Origin of the sequence: Kitasatospora sp. NPDC056181 (genome assembly GCF_042266225.1) — a bacterium.
Classification (GTDB): Bacteria; Actinomycetota; Actinomycetes; order Streptomycetales; family Streptomycetaceae; genus Kitasatospora.
In genome coordinates this window covers 1-14373 of record NZ_JBHJUK010000117.1, presented here as the reverse complement: position 1 = coordinate 14373, position 14373 = coordinate 1, and the positions used below count along the sequence as shown (strand labels likewise).

Here is a 14373-nt window from a genome sequence, read left to right as displayed (position 1 = left end):
GGTGGGACGCCCTCCAGTGTGCGGCACGCCACACTCCGTGGCCGAGACTCGTGCGCGGACTTTCTCCGGAGAGGGCTACAGCCCCGCAGCACCCTGGCTGCGCAGTCGCTGCTTGTACTGCTCGAGCTGCCAGAGCTCGTTGCTCACCGCGTTCCACTCCTCGCTCGCGCCACGAGCGTGGAGCTGGTTGAGGTAGGCGCGCCCTTCGGTGATCCTCTGGTCCACCGCCTGGAGCCGCAGCTTCACCAGGAACTCCCCCGCGTAGATCGCGTCCGCCTTGCGGCGCGAACGCACCGGCTCCACGGTGAGCTCGGTCACCAGCGACCGCACCTGGTCGTCCGGGGACGCCTCGCGCACCTCGCTGGTGAAGTCGGCCCGGCCGGCCCCGTGCGCCGCTCCGCCGGCCTGGGCGATGGCCCGGCGCACGGCGGTGTACGGCGGGGTCGGGAACTCGTCCTCGCCGTAGTGGTCGAAGGCCGGGGCGACGAGGTCCGGGTGCTGGAGGGCCAGTTTGAGCAGCTCGCGCTCGACGAACTGGGCCGGGTCACGCGGGTTGAGGCGGAAGAGCGGGGTGACGGACCTGACCGGCTGCGGCTGCTCGGGGCGGCGCTGCTGGGCGTTGGCCCTCGGGTTCAGCTGGCGCTCGCGGTCCCAGCGGGCCAGCTGGGAGATCCGGCGGACCACGAACTGCTCGTCCAGGATGCCGAGCATGCCGGCCAGTCGGACGGCGTACTGGTGCTGGATCGAGCGGTCCTTGATCTTGGCGACGATCGGGGCGGCCTCCTCCAGCGCCGCCGAGCGGCCCTCCGGGGTCTCCACCCGGTGCCGGGCTACGGCCGAGCGCAGCGCGAACTCGAACAGCGGGACCGGGTTGTCGATCAGCTCGCGGACCGCCTCGTCGCCCTTGGCCAGGCGCAGGTCGCACGGGTCCATGCCGCCGGGGCTGACCGCGATGGAGGTCTTGGCGGCGAACTTCTGGTCGTCCTCGAAGGCGCGCAGGGCGGCCTTCTGGCCCGCGGCGTCGCCGTCGAAGGTGAAGACGGTCTCGCCGCGGTACTGGGAGGTGTCCATCAGCAGCCGGCGGATGATCTTGATGTGATCCTCGGCGAACGCCGTACCGCAGGTGGCCACCGCCGTGGTGACACCCGCCAGGTGGCAGGCCATCACATCGGTGTAGCCCTCGACCACCACCGCCCGGCCGGACTTGGCGATCTCCTTCTTCGCCAGGTCGATGCCGTACAGCACGTGGGACTTCTTGTAGATCGGCGTCTCGGGGGTGTTCAGGTACTTCGGGCCGTTGTCGTCCTCGCGCAGGCGGCGGGCGCCGAAGCCGACCACCTCGCCCGCGATGTCCCGGATCGGCCAGACCAGCCGGCCCCGGAAGCGGTCGATCAGGCCGCCGCGCTGACCCTGCGAGGCCAGGCCGCCGAGCAGGATCTCCTTGTCACTGAAGCCCTTGCCGCGCAGGTAGCGGACCAGGTGCTCCCAGCCCGCCGGGGCGTAGCCGACGCCGAAGGTCTGCGCCGCCTGCTCGTCGAAGCCGCGCTCGGCCAGGAAACGGCGGCCGATCTCGGCCTCCGGCGAGACGAGCTGCTCCTGGTAGTAGGCGGCGGCCACCTTGTGCGCCTCGACCAGGCGGGTGCGCTCGCCCTGCTGGTGGCGGGGGCTGTACCCGCCCTCCTCGTAGCGGAGCGTGATGTTGGCCTGGGCGGCCATCCGCTCGACGGCCTCGGCGAAGGTGAAGTGCTCGATCTTCATCAGGAAGGCGATGGTGTCGCCGTTCTCCTGGCAGCCGAAGCAGTGGAAGACGCCCTTGGAGGGGTTCACGTAGAAGGAGGCGGACTTCTCGTCGTGGAAGGGGCAGACACCCTTGTACTCGCCACCGCCACCATTGGTGAGCTGTACGTAGTCACCGACGACCACGTCGATCGGCAGTGCGCTGCGCACCGCCTGTACGTCTTCGTCCCTGATCCGCCCGGCCACCCCGGAAGTCTACTTGGGTGCCGTGGGTTTCCGGGGCGGCGCGGGACGGACCGGGGCCGGGGCTACTTCCAGGCCGCCCCGACCAGCTTGGCGTGCAGGGCGGTGGCCGAGGCGTCGGTGAGGGTCGCGATCTGGTCGATCACCGCGCGGAGGGCGGCGCGGTCGTCGTCCGCCTCCTCGTAGAGGGTGGCGAAGACCGGGTCGAGGCCCTCGGGGGCCCGCTGGTTCAGCACGTAGGCCAGCTCGGCGATCACGATCCGCTGGCGGGCCCGCAGCTGGGCCTGCTCGTCGCGCTGCATCACGAACCGGACGGCGACCGCCTTCAGCACCGCGCACTCCAGCCGGACGTCCCGCGGCACCACCAGCTCGGCCGCGTACCGGGTGAGCCGGCCGGGGCCGTAGCGAGCGCGGGTGGCCTGCTCGGCGGCCAGGCAGAAGCGGCCGATCAGCTGGCTGGTGAAGTCCTTCAGCCCGGCCCTGGCCCGGGCCGAGCCGTCGTAGGAGCCGGGCCACCACTCCTGGGCGAGCAGCCGGTCCAACGCCGCCGCCAGCTCCTCGGGCTCGGCGTCCTGGGCGTAGCGCCCGGCCACCTTGAACAGCTCGGCGCGCTCGCTCGGTGCCCGCAGCACGGCCGGGTCGATGTGGCCGGCCTGGAGGCCGTCCTCGACGTCGTGGGTGGAGTAGGCCACGTCGTCGGACCAGTCCATGACGGTGGCCTCGAAGCACTTGCGCCCGGCCGGGGAACCGGCCCGGAGCCAGCGGAAGACCGGCAGGTCGTCGGCGTAGACGCCGTACTTGGGCGAGGCCGGGTCGGTGGGGTGGGCGCCGTGCGTCCAGGGGTACTTGGTGGCGGCGTCCAGGGCGGCGCGGCTCAGGTTGAGGCCGACGCTGCGGCCGGGCCAGGGGGCGAGCCGGGCCGGCTGTTCGTCCTGCGGGGCGAAGCGCTTGGGCTCCAGCCGGGTGAGGATGCGCAGCGACTGCGCGTTGCCCTCGAAGCCTCCGCAGGCCTCGGCGGCCTGGTCGAGCGCCTCCTCGCCGGTGTGGCCGAACGGCGGGTGGCCGATGTCGTGGGCCAGGCAGGCGGTCTCGACGAGGTCCGGGTCACAGCCCAGGGCGGCGCCCAACTCCCGGCCCACCTGGGCGCATTCGAGGGAGTGGGTGAGCCGGGTGCGGGGGAAGTCGCTGCGCATCGGGGCGACCACCTGGGTGGTGCCGGCCAGCCGGCGCAGGGCGGCGGAGTGGAGCACGCGGGCGCGGTCGCGCTGGAACGCCGTCCGGCCGGGGCGCTTGTCCGGTTCGGGCACCCAGCGGGCCTCTGCGGCGTGGTCGTACGGGCTCGGGGCTGCGGTGAGGCGGTGCGCGGTGTCGTCCATATGGCAATCACGGTACGCCGCGGCTCCGACACCCGGGGTGTGCCGCGCGCGAAGGGGCGCGGGCCGGCGCGTGAACCCTTGCCTGCGCGCCGGGGTGGGCGGGGCGGGCGGGACAGGCGGGGTGTGGGCGGAGCACGGTCGGGGCGCGATCGGGGCGCGGAGCCGCCGTCAGGCGGCGAGCAGCCCGCGCCAGCGGGGGACTTCGGTGACCGCGCAGGCGGCGGCCAGGACGGTGACCACGACGGCGACCGGTGCCGGCCAGGCCAGCCAGGAGGAGACGACCGCGGCTGCGAGCTGGAGGACCACCAGCCCGATGGTGACCACGCCGGGGACCGCGACGATGACCTGCTTCTTGTCCCCCGGGGTGGCCAGGACGGTGGGGAGGCCGATCAGGACGACCACCGAGAGGACCGCCAGCACGACCGAGTGCGGGGCCAGCGCCCAGGGGGTGGCGACCCAGGCGACCAGCTCGGTGAGGAAGCGGAGGGCGTCGGCGAGCCGGACCGGATCCCTGGGCGCGGTGGCGGAGTTCACGGCGGCATGGTGGCACGGGGCCGCGGCGGGCGGAAGGGGTTGATCACGGGGCGGACGGCGGGCGGCAGCCGCGCCAGGTCGCGGCGGCCCCGGCGGGGCCTCGGGTCCGCACTGTGAGCCGTCGGCCGGTGGCGCACGTGCGCCGGCTCCCCCGGACGGTCGGGGGAGCCGGTGCGTCGCACGCGGGCGGGGGTGGGTTCAGACGACCGGACGGCCGCTGGCGGTGGTGGCGGGGACCGCCTCGTTGAGGTCCCAGTGCTCGGCGATCAGGCCGCCTTCGAGGCGGAAGACGTCGATGACGGCCCGGCCGTCGTCGCCCGGGGCGGCGGTGAACAGGGAGTGCGCGAAGACCAGCTCGCCGTCGGCGGCGAGGCGGCGCAGGTCGAAGCGGAGCTCCGGCAGTTGGGCGCGGAGGCCGTCGACGAAGGCGGTGAGCGCCGCGCGGCCGTCGGGGAGGTTGGGGTTGTGCTGGGCGAGGTCCTCGGCGAGGTAGCGGCCGGCCAGGTCGGTCCGCCCCTGGTTCCAGACGGTCTCCAGGTAGTCCCGGACCAGCTCACGGGCGGCGGCGAGGTCGGTGGCGGTGGTGGTGGCGAGGTCCTTGGTGGTCGCGGCGGGGTCGGTGGTGGCGGCGGCGGTGGTGGCGTTCATGGGACGGCTCCTGTTCGGGATCAGGCGGTACGGGACTGGACGGTGACGGCGGCGCCGGGCCGGCGGCGGACCGGGCCGCGGACGGAGGCGAAGTGGGACAGGCCGGCGAAGGCGAGTGCGGCGAGGCCGACCGCGGGCAGCGCCCGGGCGCCGAGGACGGGCAGCAGCGAGCCCGCGAGCAGGCTGCCGAGGCTGATGCCGACGTAGAGCATCGAGGCGTTGAGCGCGAGCAGCACGCCGCGCTGGTCGGGGCGGAGCGCGATCAGCCGGGCCTGCTGCGGAGCCTGGTAGAGCTGGCCGAAGAAGGCCCAGACGGCGAAGAGCAGCAGCGCTCCGGCCGGTCCGCGCGGGGAGGCGAGCAGGCCGGCGAAGGCCGCGGCCAGGCCGGCCAGGGTGACCGTGACCGTGGCCACGCCCCCGAGCCGCGCCGAGAGCCGGACCCCGCAGGCGTTGCCCAGGACGCCGACCGCCCCGAAGGCGAAGAGCACCCCCGTCACCGCACCCGGTCCGAGCCCGAAGCGGGCGGCGAGGTAGGCGCCGGCGACCCCGTACACGGTGAACTGGGCGGCCATGCAGAACAGCGTGGTGAGCACGGTCGCCGAGGCGCCCGGGGCGGCCAGCACGGCCCGGTAGGCGGCGGCGGTCGGCGGCTCCCCCGCCGGGACGGCCGGGACGAGGGCGGTGACCAGGGCCAGCGCCAGCAGGCTCGCCCCCGCCACCGCGGCCAGCGCCCAGCGCCAGCCGACGGCCTCGCCCAGGTAGGAGCTGAGCGGCACACCGGCGACCGCCGCGACCGTCATTCCGGCGAACACGGTGGCCAGCGCACGGGAGCGGCGCTCCTCGGGAACGATCAGCGAGCCGACCGCCGAGGAGGCCGGGCCGAACACGGCGCCACCGAGCCCGGCCACCACGCGCGACACCGCCAGCACCCCGTAGGAGGGGGCGAGCGCGCCGAGCACACCGCCGGCGGTCAGCAGCGCCAGGCCGACGAGGAGTGCGGCCCGGCGGTCCAGCCGGCCGAGCAGGGCGGGGGCGAAGGGCGCGGCCAGCGCGAAGCTCAGTGCGAACACGCTGACCAGGACGCCGACGCTGCCGGGCCCGGTGTGCAGGTCACGGCCGATCGGCGAGCCCAGGCCGACGACGGCCAGCGAACTGGTGCCGAGGGTGAAGTAGCCGAGCGAGAGGGCCAGCAGGGCGGGTGCGGCGCGGTCGGGCCGGCCGGGGTTGCGAGGCTGCGCGGACTGCCCGGGCCGTTCCGGTCGCCCGGGCTGCCCGGGCTGTTCGGGCTGTTCGGCTTGCTCTTCGGCCTGCTGTTCGGGTTCGGGGTGGGGACGCATCGGAGCCCCCCTTTCCAATACGGTCCGTTGCGTATTGCTATTCCAATACGAGACGCACCGTATGTCAACCCCTGGAGTGGGCTCTAGAGTGGGCCCCATGACCGGACGACCACGCGACCCCGCCGTCGACGCCGCCATCCGCGCGGCCGTCACCGAGATCGTCGAACGCGACGGCTACCGGGGCCTGAGCATGGAGGGCATCGCCGCCGTCAGCGGCGTCTCCAAGCAGACCGTGTACCGCCGCTACCGCAGCAAGGGCGAGGTGGTGCTGGACACCCTCGGCGGCATCGCCGCGACCAGGCTGCCGACACCGGACACCGGCTCACTGCTCGGCGACCTGACCGTCCTGCTCACGGCGACGTTCGAGGCGCAGCGGACGGTCAGCGGCACCCTGAACCGGGCCCTGGCCGCGGAGGCGTTGCAGGACCCCGAGTTCGGCGCCCTGCTCTGGGAACGGCTGATCAAGGTGCGACGGGAGGCGGTGCGCGAGTTGCTGGCCCGCGGCCGGGAGCGCGGCGATGTCGTCCACCCGAACGACGACCACCTGATCGACCTCGTCTTCGGCCCGATGTGGTACCGGCTGCTGTTCGACGTTCCGTCGCTGACCTGGGACTACGCCGCCGAACTGGCGCGCAGCGTCACCCTGGTGGCCCGGGGCGGCAAGGGCCCCGGGCGCTCCCGGAGCTGACGGGCCGAAATCCGGCCGGCGACGGTCAGCCCCGGGCGGTGTTGCGCACGGCCTTGCGCACGGCCTTGCGCACGGCGGTGGTCAGTCCCGGGCGGTGTCGAGCAGGCGGCGGTCAGCCCCGGACCGCCTTGAGCACGGCGGCGGCCACGCCCTGCTGCCCCTTGGCGTTGGGGTGGATCGCCGCCAGGCCGGACGCCGGGAAGGGCGGCTCGACCCAGCGGTCGGCCTCCCCCGCGCACATGTCGTGACCGGCCGAGGGGGCGGCGGCGTCCACGAAGACCGCGCCGCCCGACTCCGCGCGGCCCTTGAGCATCGCGTTCAACTGCTGCTCCTTCTCCGCCAGGAAGCCGAGGTCGGCCGCGGCGACGGTGCCACCGAGCACCGGCGCGCAGGCGGCCGGGTCGGCCGGCAGCAGCGAGGGGTAGCCGACCACGTACACCCGGGCCTGCGGGGAGCGGCGCCTGACCTCCTGGAGCACCCGGCCCAGCCGCTCACCGGCCGCGTCGACCTTGCTCTGCACCTGGTCGACGGCGCCGCCGGCGGAGGCGTAGTGCTCGCGGCACGGCGACGCGGCCCGGCCCGATCCGACCAGGCCCTTCACCACGTCGACCAGGTTCTCCCTGGCGCACTCGCCGACAACCTCCATGAACCCGGCGTCGTTTCCGCCGATCCCGACCGTGACCAGCCGGGTGGCCGGGGTGAGCGCGTCCAGCTGGGGCGGGTTGGCCCCGCCGTCGGTCTGCTGGGAGCCCGTCAGGTCGCCGGTGCGGGCGCCGCTGCAACTGACGTCACGGAACTGGCCGTCCGCCAGCCCCAGCGACTTCGCCACCAGGGACGGGTAGTTGACCGCCGACCGGGCACAGCCCCTGGGCTCCCCCACCTGCGGGGCAATCTTCAGGCCCGAGGTGTACGAGTCGCCGAGGGCGACGTACGGACCGACCGGCGTGGGTGTCGGCGTCGGCGTCGCGGTGGCCCGGACGGGATGCGGGCCGTCCGGCGCGGGGGCTCCGGTTCCGTCGCCGCCCCCGCCGCTGCACCCCGCCAGCAGCGACACGGCCAGCCCGGCCGCCACAGCAGCGGCCCGCACCGGCAGCGGGCGCGCAACACGGAGCGGGCGCGCAGCCGAACGCGCGGTCGGGCCTGTTGCGGTCTGGCCTGGCGTGGTCGGGCCTGTGGGCACCGGCATGGAATCCCCCCGGGGGTCGGAACGGCGACGTCTCTCCCTGTGGCGGCCCGTCCCCCGGGCACCTCGTCGCCAACGAACGGGCGGCGTCCGATGACTCCCGCCCGTCCGGGGATTCCCGGATCCTGCGGTACGGCCTACTCGGGGCCGCGCTCGTGCTCGGCGAGGAACTGCTCGAAGCGCCGGCCCAGCTCGTCCGCCGACGGCAGGTCGACCGGCTCGGCCAGCAGACTGTCCCGGCCCTCGGCGCCCGCCACCGCGTCGTACTGGCCCTCCATGCCGCGGATCGCCGAGCGCAACTCGCCGTCCCCCTGGGCCAGCTGCTCCTCGATGTCGGCGTAGACCTCGCCGACCCGCTCGCGCAGCCGGGTGCCCGGCAGCACCAGGCCGGTGGCCGACTGCACCGCCTCCAGGATCAGCACCGCCGCCGCCGGGTACTCCGAGCGCGCCACGTAGTGCGGCACGTGCACGGCGAAGCCCAGCACGTCGTGCCCGGCCTCGGCGAGCCGGTACTCCAGCAGTGCCTGCGCGCTGCCGGGCACCTGGGCCTGCTCGAACCACTGCGGGTACCCGGCCGCGAGGTCCAGCCGGTTGCCGTGCGGGGTCAGACCGACCGGGCGGGTGTGCGGCACGCCCATCGGGATGCCGTGGAAGTCCAGCGTCAGGCGGACCTCGAACTGCTCGACCAGCCCGCGCACGGCGGCCGAGAAGCGCTCCCACTCGACGTCCGGCTCGGGGCCGGTGAGCAGCAGGAACGGCGCGCCGGCGGCGTCGTGGACGAGCTGGAGCAGGATCTCCGGCGGGTCGTAGGAGGACCAGTGCTCGCGGTCGAAGACCATCGCGGGGCGGCGGGCCCGGTAGTCCACCAGGCGGTCGTGGTCGAAGCGGGCCACCACCTGCGGCGACCCCTGCTCCAGCAGGTGGGCCATCACCTGGCCGCCGGCCTCGCCGGCGTCCATGAAGCCCTCGAAGTGGTGGAGCAGGACCAGGCCGGCGCCGGTGTCGGCCAACGCGGCGTTCGCCGCGGCCACCGCGGCCACGCCCTGCTGATCCAGCTCGTACAGCGCCTGGGGATCACGCACCGCGCACCCAACCCCGTTCTCTACTCGTCGACTCGTACCGGCTTCTCCTCGTCTGCAGCATGCCCGGACCCGCCGGAATTCCCGCGCTGGCCGGGCGTCGGACCGCCGCTGCACCGGTGAACGTCCGGCGACCCGCCGGAGTGCCCTCCGCGGCCCACCGGAGTGCCGTCCCGACCATGATCGCACCCTGATGGAAAACCGCTGGTCACGGGCGCCCGGAGGCCTCCGGAATGGCCTCCGGGGCAAACCTGCGCGGCCATTCGTGTGCCGCGAAGTGACGCACCGCCTTCTGGCGGGTATCGTCCTCTCGCTGCCTCGCATCGTCGCGTCGTCGTCACGTCGTCCGTAACGCCGTCGATCACGACCCGGCCCGGTGCTCGGCCAGTCACCCACGACGCATCTTGCCTTCACCTGGCCGCCTGCTTCCCTTCGCGCTCTCGTTTCCTCTTCGGCCATCTCGCGGACGCACACTGTCCCCTCGCTCATCCCGCCGGACCGGTCCGTAGACCCGTGTCCGTTCCGGCACCGCGCTGCCCGCCTCCGGGCCGCCGCCCCCACCCCGCTCGACCGGCCTCCGGCGTGCGCGGCCTTGGACGGGCGGCCTCCGGAGCCGGGGCGAAGTCCACCGCAGCCCGCGCCCTATCCCGGCACGGGACGCGCCCTCCGACCGATGAAGGACCGAAGGTTCCGTGCCCGTACCTGTCATCCTCACCGGCCGCACCGTGCGGCTGGAGCCCCTTGCCGCGCACCACGCCGAGGCCATCGCCGAGGCCGGCGCCGAGGACCGTACGACCTATGCCTTCACGGCCGTCCCGCACGGCCTGGAAGCGGCCCGCGACTACATCGCACGCGCCCTCGCCGACCAGGCCGCGGGCCGGTCGATGCCGTTCGCGACGGTGAACCTCGCCGACGGCCGGGTGGTCGGCTCCACGCGCTTCCTCGAACTCGACTACTGGCAGGGCCCGGTCGTCTGGCCGCCGGTGCCCGGTGTGCCGTTCGGCGACCCCGCCACGGCCGTCCCGGACGCCGCCGAGATCGGCAACACCTGGCTCTCGCCGCGCGCCCAGGGCACCGGCATCAACACCGAGGCGAAGCTGCTGATGCTGCGGTACGCCTTCGAGGAGTGGGGCGTGCAGCGGATCTCGCTGCGCGCCGACGCCCGCAACCTGCGCTCCCGGGCCGCGATCGAGCGCCTCGGCGCCACCTGCGAGGGCGTCCGCCGGGCGCACTCGCGCGGACTGGACGGGGTGGTGCGCTCCACCGCGTTCTACTCGATCCTCGACTCCGAGTGGCCCGCCGTGCGGGACATCATCGAGCTGCGGATCGCCGCCGCCACCTCGCCGAGCGCCCCGGAGCGGGCGATCAACCAGGAGTGCCTTAGACACGGCGGCGCCGCGCACCTGATCACGGCCTGACGGGGGGCGGCCTCAGGCCGGCGGGTCCACCAGACAGGGTCTCCCGGTCGCGGCGGTCCTCAGCACCCGGCTGAGGACGTCGAGGCCGTGCGGGTCCACCGGCAGCGCCGGCCAGCGGTCGGGGCTCGCCTCGACCACCGCGGCCACCGGGCGCCAGCCCCGGCGGACGCGGGCGACCGTCACCTCCCAGACCGCGTAGCGGTTCGGGCGGCAGATCCGGACGGTCCCCTCGTGGGTGTGGACGGTCCAGCGGAAGTCCAGCGTGACCGGATCCGGCCCGGTCCGGATGCGCTGCCACTCCTCGTCCGTCCACTGCACGTCCGGGACGGGGTGGGGGCGCGGCACCCGCATCCCTCCCCTCCCCGGCCCGTCCGTGACGCTGCCGGGCTCCGGGAACGCCCAGGCCGGAAGCGGCTCGCGGGCGGCCATCCAGGCCGCCGGGATGCCCGTGGTGCCGGTGTACGCGGCGACCACGCCGCCGGTGATGGCGGCGACGGTGTCCATGTCGCCGCCCGCTCCGACGGCCTCCCAGACGGCCGCCGGGTAGTCGGTGAGCCGCCGGGCCGCGCACCAGAGCGCATAGGGGACGGTGTCGGCCGCGCTGGTCCGGCTGCCGTTGCCGAGCGCCCTGGCCGCGACCCTGAGGTCCGGCTCGGCGAGCAGCCCGACGGCCTCGTCCAGACCTTCCTGAACGGCTCCCATCGGCGTGTGGTAGCTGACCTTCCGCAGGAAGCTCGCGGGTGTCATCCTCGTCGTCCGCGCCTGGACCGCGAAGGCCGCGGCCACCGCGACGGCGATCGCGCCGTCCACCGCCTGCGGGTGGGTGTGGGTGATCAGCGCCGTCTCGACCGCCGGCCGGATCACCTCCGGCGGATTCGCGGCGTACAGCGCCCCCAGCGGCGCCACCCGCATCGCCGCGCCGTTGCCGTACGAGCCCTGGCCGTCGAAGAGTTCGGCGGCCAGGGCCTTGGCGTCGCCGCCCTCGCGGACCAGCCGCAGCAGGCGGTTGGCGGCCGGGCCGTAGCCGCGGTCGAAGTCGTGCCGACGGGCGAAGGAGTGGGTGAGGTCGAAGGTGTCGACGGCTCCGCGTTCGGTCCGGGCCGCGTACACCGAGCAGGCCATCTCGGTGTCGTCGGTCCACGGCCAGGGGCCGGGCGGTGCGGTGCGGGCGGCGAAGTGGGCCGCGGCGGTGTCAGGTACGAAGAACTGGGCGCCGAGGGCGTCGCCGACGGAGAGGCCGTTGAGCGCGTCGAGCGCGGGACCGGTGTGAAGGGTACTCATCGCGCCCAAGCCCAGCCCCCCGACCGGTACGGCGTCAACCCCATTCCCGGCCCGCGACCCCGGAGAGGGACGTTTCGCATACCTCCGACCCGGGCGGGAAGCACCCGGACATGACCCGCGCCGACCTCCTCGACCCGCTGCTGCTGCTCGGCGCCGACCAGCAGCACATCGTCACCCGGGCGCAGTTGCGCCGCCTCGGCGTGCCGTCCGGCACCATCGCCCACCGGCTGCGCCCCGGCGGCCCGTGGCAGCAGGTGCTGCCCCGGGTGGTCTGCCTGCAGAGCGGGAGGCTGACGTCGCATCAACGGCTGCGCGCGGCACTGGCGTACGCGGGGCCGAAGGGCAGGGCGGTGCAGGGCGGCGAGGTGCTGCTGACCGGGGTCGCCGTGCTCGCCGACGCGGGACTGCCGTCCGCCGGGCACCCCGCGGACCTCGCGGAGGTCGACGTGCTGATCCCCGGCCAACGCCGGGTCGCCGACCGGGGGTTCGTCCGGGTGCACCGGGCGGCCGGGGCGATGCCGGGCGGATTCGAGCGGGACGACGGGCTCTGGAGCACCACCGTCCCCCGGGCGCTGGCCGACCTGGCGCCGTGCGAGACCGGGCGGCGCCGGTTCCGGGCGCTCTGCGCGGAGGCGGTGCAGCGGCGCCACTGCGCCTTCGGGGAGCTGCTGGACCAGCTTCTCGCCCGCCCCGGTGCGCTCGAACTCCCGCACGTCGCACAGGTGGTGGAGGACCTCGCGGCCGGGGTGCGGTCGGTGGTGGAGGGCGAGGCCCGGGAGCTGGTGCACGGGGCGGGCCTGCCGGACCCGCTCTGGAATCCGGTGCTCTTCCTGGACGGCCGCTTCCTCGCCGTCCCGGACGCCTACTGGCCGCACGCCTGCGTGGCGCTGGAGATCGACTCCCGGGCCTGGCACCTGAGCCCGGCCGACCACGAACGCAGCCTGGCCCGCGCCAACCGGCTGACCGCCGCGGGCCTGCCGGTCGTCCGCACCACCCCCGTCCGGCTGCGGCGCGATCCGGCCTCCGTGCTCCAGGAGTTGGCCGCCCTCCTCGCCACCGGCCCGCACGGCCCGCACGCGCGGATCAGCTGGCGACGGGCCCGGTGAGACGGCGGGCACTGCGCGGACGGGCAGCCCCTCCGTCCCGGCGGGCGCCGGCTCCGAACGCCGACGCCACCGGCAGACGGCGAGGGGCGGGACCGGCGGACTCCCCCTACCGGCCGCCGTGTTCGGCCCCGGCCGCGTCGGCGGCGGCCACCAGGCGCTGGAGTTCGGCGAGATGGCCGCTCAGAGCCGCACGGCCGGCCTTGGTGGCGGCGAGCCACGTCCGCGGGCGCTTGCCGACGTAGCCCTTCTTCACTGCCACGTATCCGGCCTCCTCCAGTGCGGCCGCGGCCTTGCTGAGCACCGAGTCGGAGACCGCGCAGTGGTCCCGGACGGCGCCGAACTCGGCCTCCGCACAGGCGCTCAGGAAGGCGAGGGCGGTGAGCCTGGTCGGGTGCTGGAGCAGCGGGTCGAGCGCGGCGGGCATCAGCGTGCCCCGAGCTCTCGCCGGATGCGGGCGTTCAGCCACACGGCGCCCGCCCAGAACGCCGCGCCCGCCGCGATCCCCACCGCGGCGCCCACCCAGCGGGCGTCGCCACCGCACGCGAAGGCGAGCCCCGCCGCCACCAGTGCCGCCCCGACCAACTGAAGGAACGCCCGGCGGACCAGATGCCCGAAGGCGGGCTCCAGCCGGTGCACGATGCCGCCGCTGCGGGCGGTGACCACGGCCAGGCAGGCGGTCAGCGCGGCGAAGGCCACGGCCAGCAGGATGCTCAGCCAGGCCAGGTGCGCGTGGGCGGCCTGGCCGACTCCCGTCCCGTAGAGCGCGAAGGAGACCGCGAAGGCCGGGCCGAACCACACCGGCAGGGAGCGCGGGGCCCGGGCGGCCGCCTGGGCCCGCAGGGCGAGGCGCAGCGCCTCGGCGGCGGGAAGGTCGACGGGCCGGACGGGTTCGGAGCTGCTCATGGAATCCCCCCTGGAATCCGCGCGAGGGCACCGCGCCCCCGGCGGTCCCACTATGGCACCCATATTCCAAGTTGGAAAGTACTCTCAGTGCCGCAGGACTCTCGGGACCGCAGAACTCTCAGTGCGGCAGGGCTCTCAGTGCGGCAGGGCTCTCATGGCCGCAGGATCCTCAGCAGCGCGGGTCGATCTCCTGGAAGCTGCCGTAGTGGTCGGCCGTCCAGTACTGCTCGCCGACACCACCCGTGACGACGCGTCGGGTGCCGCGGTCGCCCGAGCCGGGGGTGACGACGGTGAACTCGTGGTAGTAGCCGGAGGTCTTCCGCGGGAGGCGGTTCTCGCGGTTCTCGAAGACGATGCCGTCGGAGCGGTACGGGTACGGGCCGCCCTTGGCGATCAGGCCGAGGGTGTCGAGGGCCTGGCCGGGCAGCTTGGTGCGGCAGACGTCGGCGAGCGCGGGGTCGGCGGGCACCCAGGTGGCGGCCGGTGACGACGGCCCGGGCGCGGACGAGGCCGGCGCGGACGGCTTGGGCGCGGACGGCTTGGGCGCGGACGGCTTGGGCGCGGAGGACTTGGACGCCGCCGGACCCGTGGCGGAGGCCGTGCCCACGGCGGCCTCCGGGCGGCGCGTCCCGTCGTCCGAGAGGACGTACCCGGCCGCGGCCGCGATCACGCAGATCAGGACGGCCACGAGGACGAACAGGCGGTTCTTGCTGGTCATGCGCTCCAGCCTGGCAGCCGGCCCGGCCACCGCCGGACAGCCACACACGTGGCCACGGCCACACCCCGCGCACGAGGAAAGCGGCCGGGGCGGGAACGGACGCCGTTGTCCCGTGCCGCCCC

The 14373-nt window shown here is 74.8% G+C and carries 14 protein-coding genes; 3 read left to right on the top strand and 11 right to left on the bottom strand.

The genetic code is table 11. The features are described 5' to 3' along the window. Positions 1-75 precede the first annotated feature (75 nt). The 5 genes from dnaG to ACFC1F_RS32530 form a co-directional block, all read right to left on the bottom strand. A complete protein-coding gene (gene dnaG, locus ACFC1F_RS32550) occupies positions 76-1983 on the bottom strand; it encodes a DNA primase (RefSeq protein WP_209413376.1) in 1908 nt (635 codons plus the stop codon). A gap of 62 nt (positions 1984-2045) precedes the next feature. Beyond that, entirely contained in the window at positions 2046-3356 is a 1311-nt protein-coding gene (locus tag ACFC1F_RS32545) for a deoxyguanosinetriphosphate triphosphohydrolase (RefSeq protein ID WP_209413375.1), read from the bottom strand. A gap of 168 nt (positions 3357-3524) precedes the next feature. Beyond that, on the bottom strand, positions 3525-3890 hold the full coding sequence (locus ACFC1F_RS32540; RefSeq protein ID WP_376163759.1) for a hypothetical protein: 366 nt from the start codon (positions 3888-3890) through the stop codon (positions 3525-3527). A 198-nt stretch (positions 3891-4088) separates the two neighbouring features. After that, positions 4089-4538, bottom strand: a complete 450-nt coding sequence (locus tag ACFC1F_RS32535) for a nuclear transport factor 2 family protein (RefSeq protein WP_376163757.1) — start codon at positions 4536-4538, stop codon at positions 4089-4091. A 20-nt stretch (positions 4539-4558) separates the two neighbouring features. Next, positions 4559-5875: an MFS transporter gene (locus tag ACFC1F_RS32530; protein WP_376163755.1), complete on the bottom strand. Its 1317-nt coding sequence runs from the start codon at positions 5873-5875 to the stop codon at positions 4559-4561. Positions 5876-5972: 97 nt separating this feature from the next. Between ACFC1F_RS32530 and ACFC1F_RS32525 the strand changes: the two genes are divergently transcribed. After that, positions 5973-6563, top strand: coding sequence for a TetR/AcrR family transcriptional regulator (locus ACFC1F_RS32525; protein ID WP_376163753.1), 591 nt, complete (start codon positions 5973-5975; stop codon positions 6561-6563). A 112-nt stretch (positions 6564-6675) separates the two neighbouring features. Here ACFC1F_RS32525 and ACFC1F_RS32520 read toward each other — a convergent pair whose 3' ends face one another. Next, the gene (locus ACFC1F_RS32520; protein WP_376163751.1) at positions 6676-7650 is read right to left on the bottom strand and encodes an SGNH/GDSL hydrolase family protein; all 975 of its coding nucleotides are present in this window, start codon (positions 7648-7650) and stop codon (positions 6676-6678) included. 233 nt (positions 7651-7883) lie between these two features. Beyond that, complete coding sequence (locus ACFC1F_RS32515) at positions 7884-8828, bottom strand: PAC2 family protein (protein WP_148645246.1); 945 nt, start codon at positions 8826-8828, stop codon at positions 7884-7886. Between the two features lie 689 nt (positions 8829-9517). Between ACFC1F_RS32515 and ACFC1F_RS32510 the strand changes: the two genes are divergently transcribed. Then, complete coding sequence (locus ACFC1F_RS32510; protein ID WP_376163749.1) at positions 9518-10243, top strand: GNAT family N-acetyltransferase; 726 nt, start codon at positions 9518-9520, stop codon at positions 10241-10243. A gap of 12 nt (positions 10244-10255) precedes the next feature. Here the strand turns inward: ACFC1F_RS32510 and ACFC1F_RS32505 are convergent, their stop codons facing one another. Further along, positions 10256-11524 (bottom strand): ADP-ribosylglycohydrolase family protein, encoded by a 1269-nt coding sequence (locus ACFC1F_RS32505; RefSeq protein ID WP_376163747.1) that lies wholly within the window; start codon positions 11522-11524, stop codon positions 10256-10258. Between the two features lie 110 nt (positions 11525-11634). On the opposite strand from ACFC1F_RS32505, the gene ACFC1F_RS32500 reads away from it, so the two are divergent. Next, positions 11635-12630: a hypothetical protein gene (locus ACFC1F_RS32500; protein WP_376163745.1), complete on the top strand. Its 996-nt coding sequence runs from the start codon at positions 11635-11637 to the stop codon at positions 12628-12630. 106 nt (positions 12631-12736) lie between these two features. On the opposite strand, the gene ACFC1F_RS32495 is transcribed toward ACFC1F_RS32500, so the two are convergent. The 3 genes from ACFC1F_RS32495 to ACFC1F_RS32485 all read right to left on the bottom strand — a co-directional run bounded on the left by ACFC1F_RS32495 (position 12737) and on the right by ACFC1F_RS32485 (position 14251). Further along, positions 12737-13054: a transcriptional regulator gene (locus tag ACFC1F_RS32495; RefSeq protein WP_209413365.1), complete on the bottom strand. Its 318-nt coding sequence runs from the start codon at positions 13052-13054 to the stop codon at positions 12737-12739. After that, positions 13054-13533: a hypothetical protein gene (locus ACFC1F_RS32490; RefSeq protein ID WP_376163743.1), complete on the bottom strand. Its 480-nt coding sequence runs from the start codon at positions 13531-13533 to the stop codon at positions 13054-13056. Before ACFC1F_RS32490 ends, ACFC1F_RS32495 begins: the two co-directional genes overlap by 1 nt. 169 nt (positions 13534-13702) lie before the next feature. Then, on the bottom strand, positions 13703-14251 hold the full coding sequence (locus tag ACFC1F_RS32485) for a ribonuclease domain-containing protein (RefSeq protein WP_376163742.1): 549 nt from the start codon (positions 14249-14251) through the stop codon (positions 13703-13705). Positions 14252-14373 lie beyond the last annotated feature (122 nt).

What these genes read in the sequence shown, in the direction of transcription:
- ACFC1F_RS32500 (WP_376163745.1), top strand. Translation starts at nt 11,635, where the DNA reads ATGACCCGCGCCGACCTCCTCGACCCGCTGCTGCTGCTCGGCGCCGAC.
- ACFC1F_RS32535 (WP_376163757.1), bottom strand. Translation starts at nt 4,538, where the DNA reads ATGAACGCCACCACCGCCGCCGCCACCACCGACCCCGCCGCGACCACC.
- ACFC1F_RS32485 (WP_376163742.1), bottom strand. Translation starts at nt 14,251, where the DNA reads ATGACCAGCAAGAACCGCCTGTTCGTCCTCGTGGCCGTCCTGATCTGC.
- ACFC1F_RS32545 (WP_209413375.1), bottom strand. Translation starts at nt 3,356, where the DNA reads ATGGACGACACCGCGCACCGCCTCACCGCAGCCCCGAGCCCGTACGAC.
- ACFC1F_RS32525 (WP_376163753.1), top strand. Translation starts at nt 5,973, where the DNA reads ATGACCGGACGACCACGCGACCCCGCCGTCGACGCCGCCATCCGCGCG.
- ACFC1F_RS32490 (WP_376163743.1), bottom strand. Translation starts at nt 13,533, where the DNA reads ATGAGCAGCTCCGAACCCGTCCGGCCCGTCGACCTTCCCGCCGCCGAG.
- ACFC1F_RS32530 (WP_376163755.1), bottom strand. Translation starts at nt 5,875, where the DNA reads ATGCGTCCCCACCCCGAACCCGAACAGCAGGCCGAAGAGCAAGCCGAA.
- ACFC1F_RS32505 (WP_376163747.1), bottom strand. Translation starts at nt 11,524, where the DNA reads ATGAGTACCCTTCACACCGGTCCCGCGCTCGACGCGCTCAACGGCCTC.
- ACFC1F_RS32495 (WP_209413365.1), bottom strand. Translation starts at nt 13,054, where the DNA reads ATGCCCGCCGCGCTCGACCCGCTGCTCCAGCACCCGACCAGGCTCACC.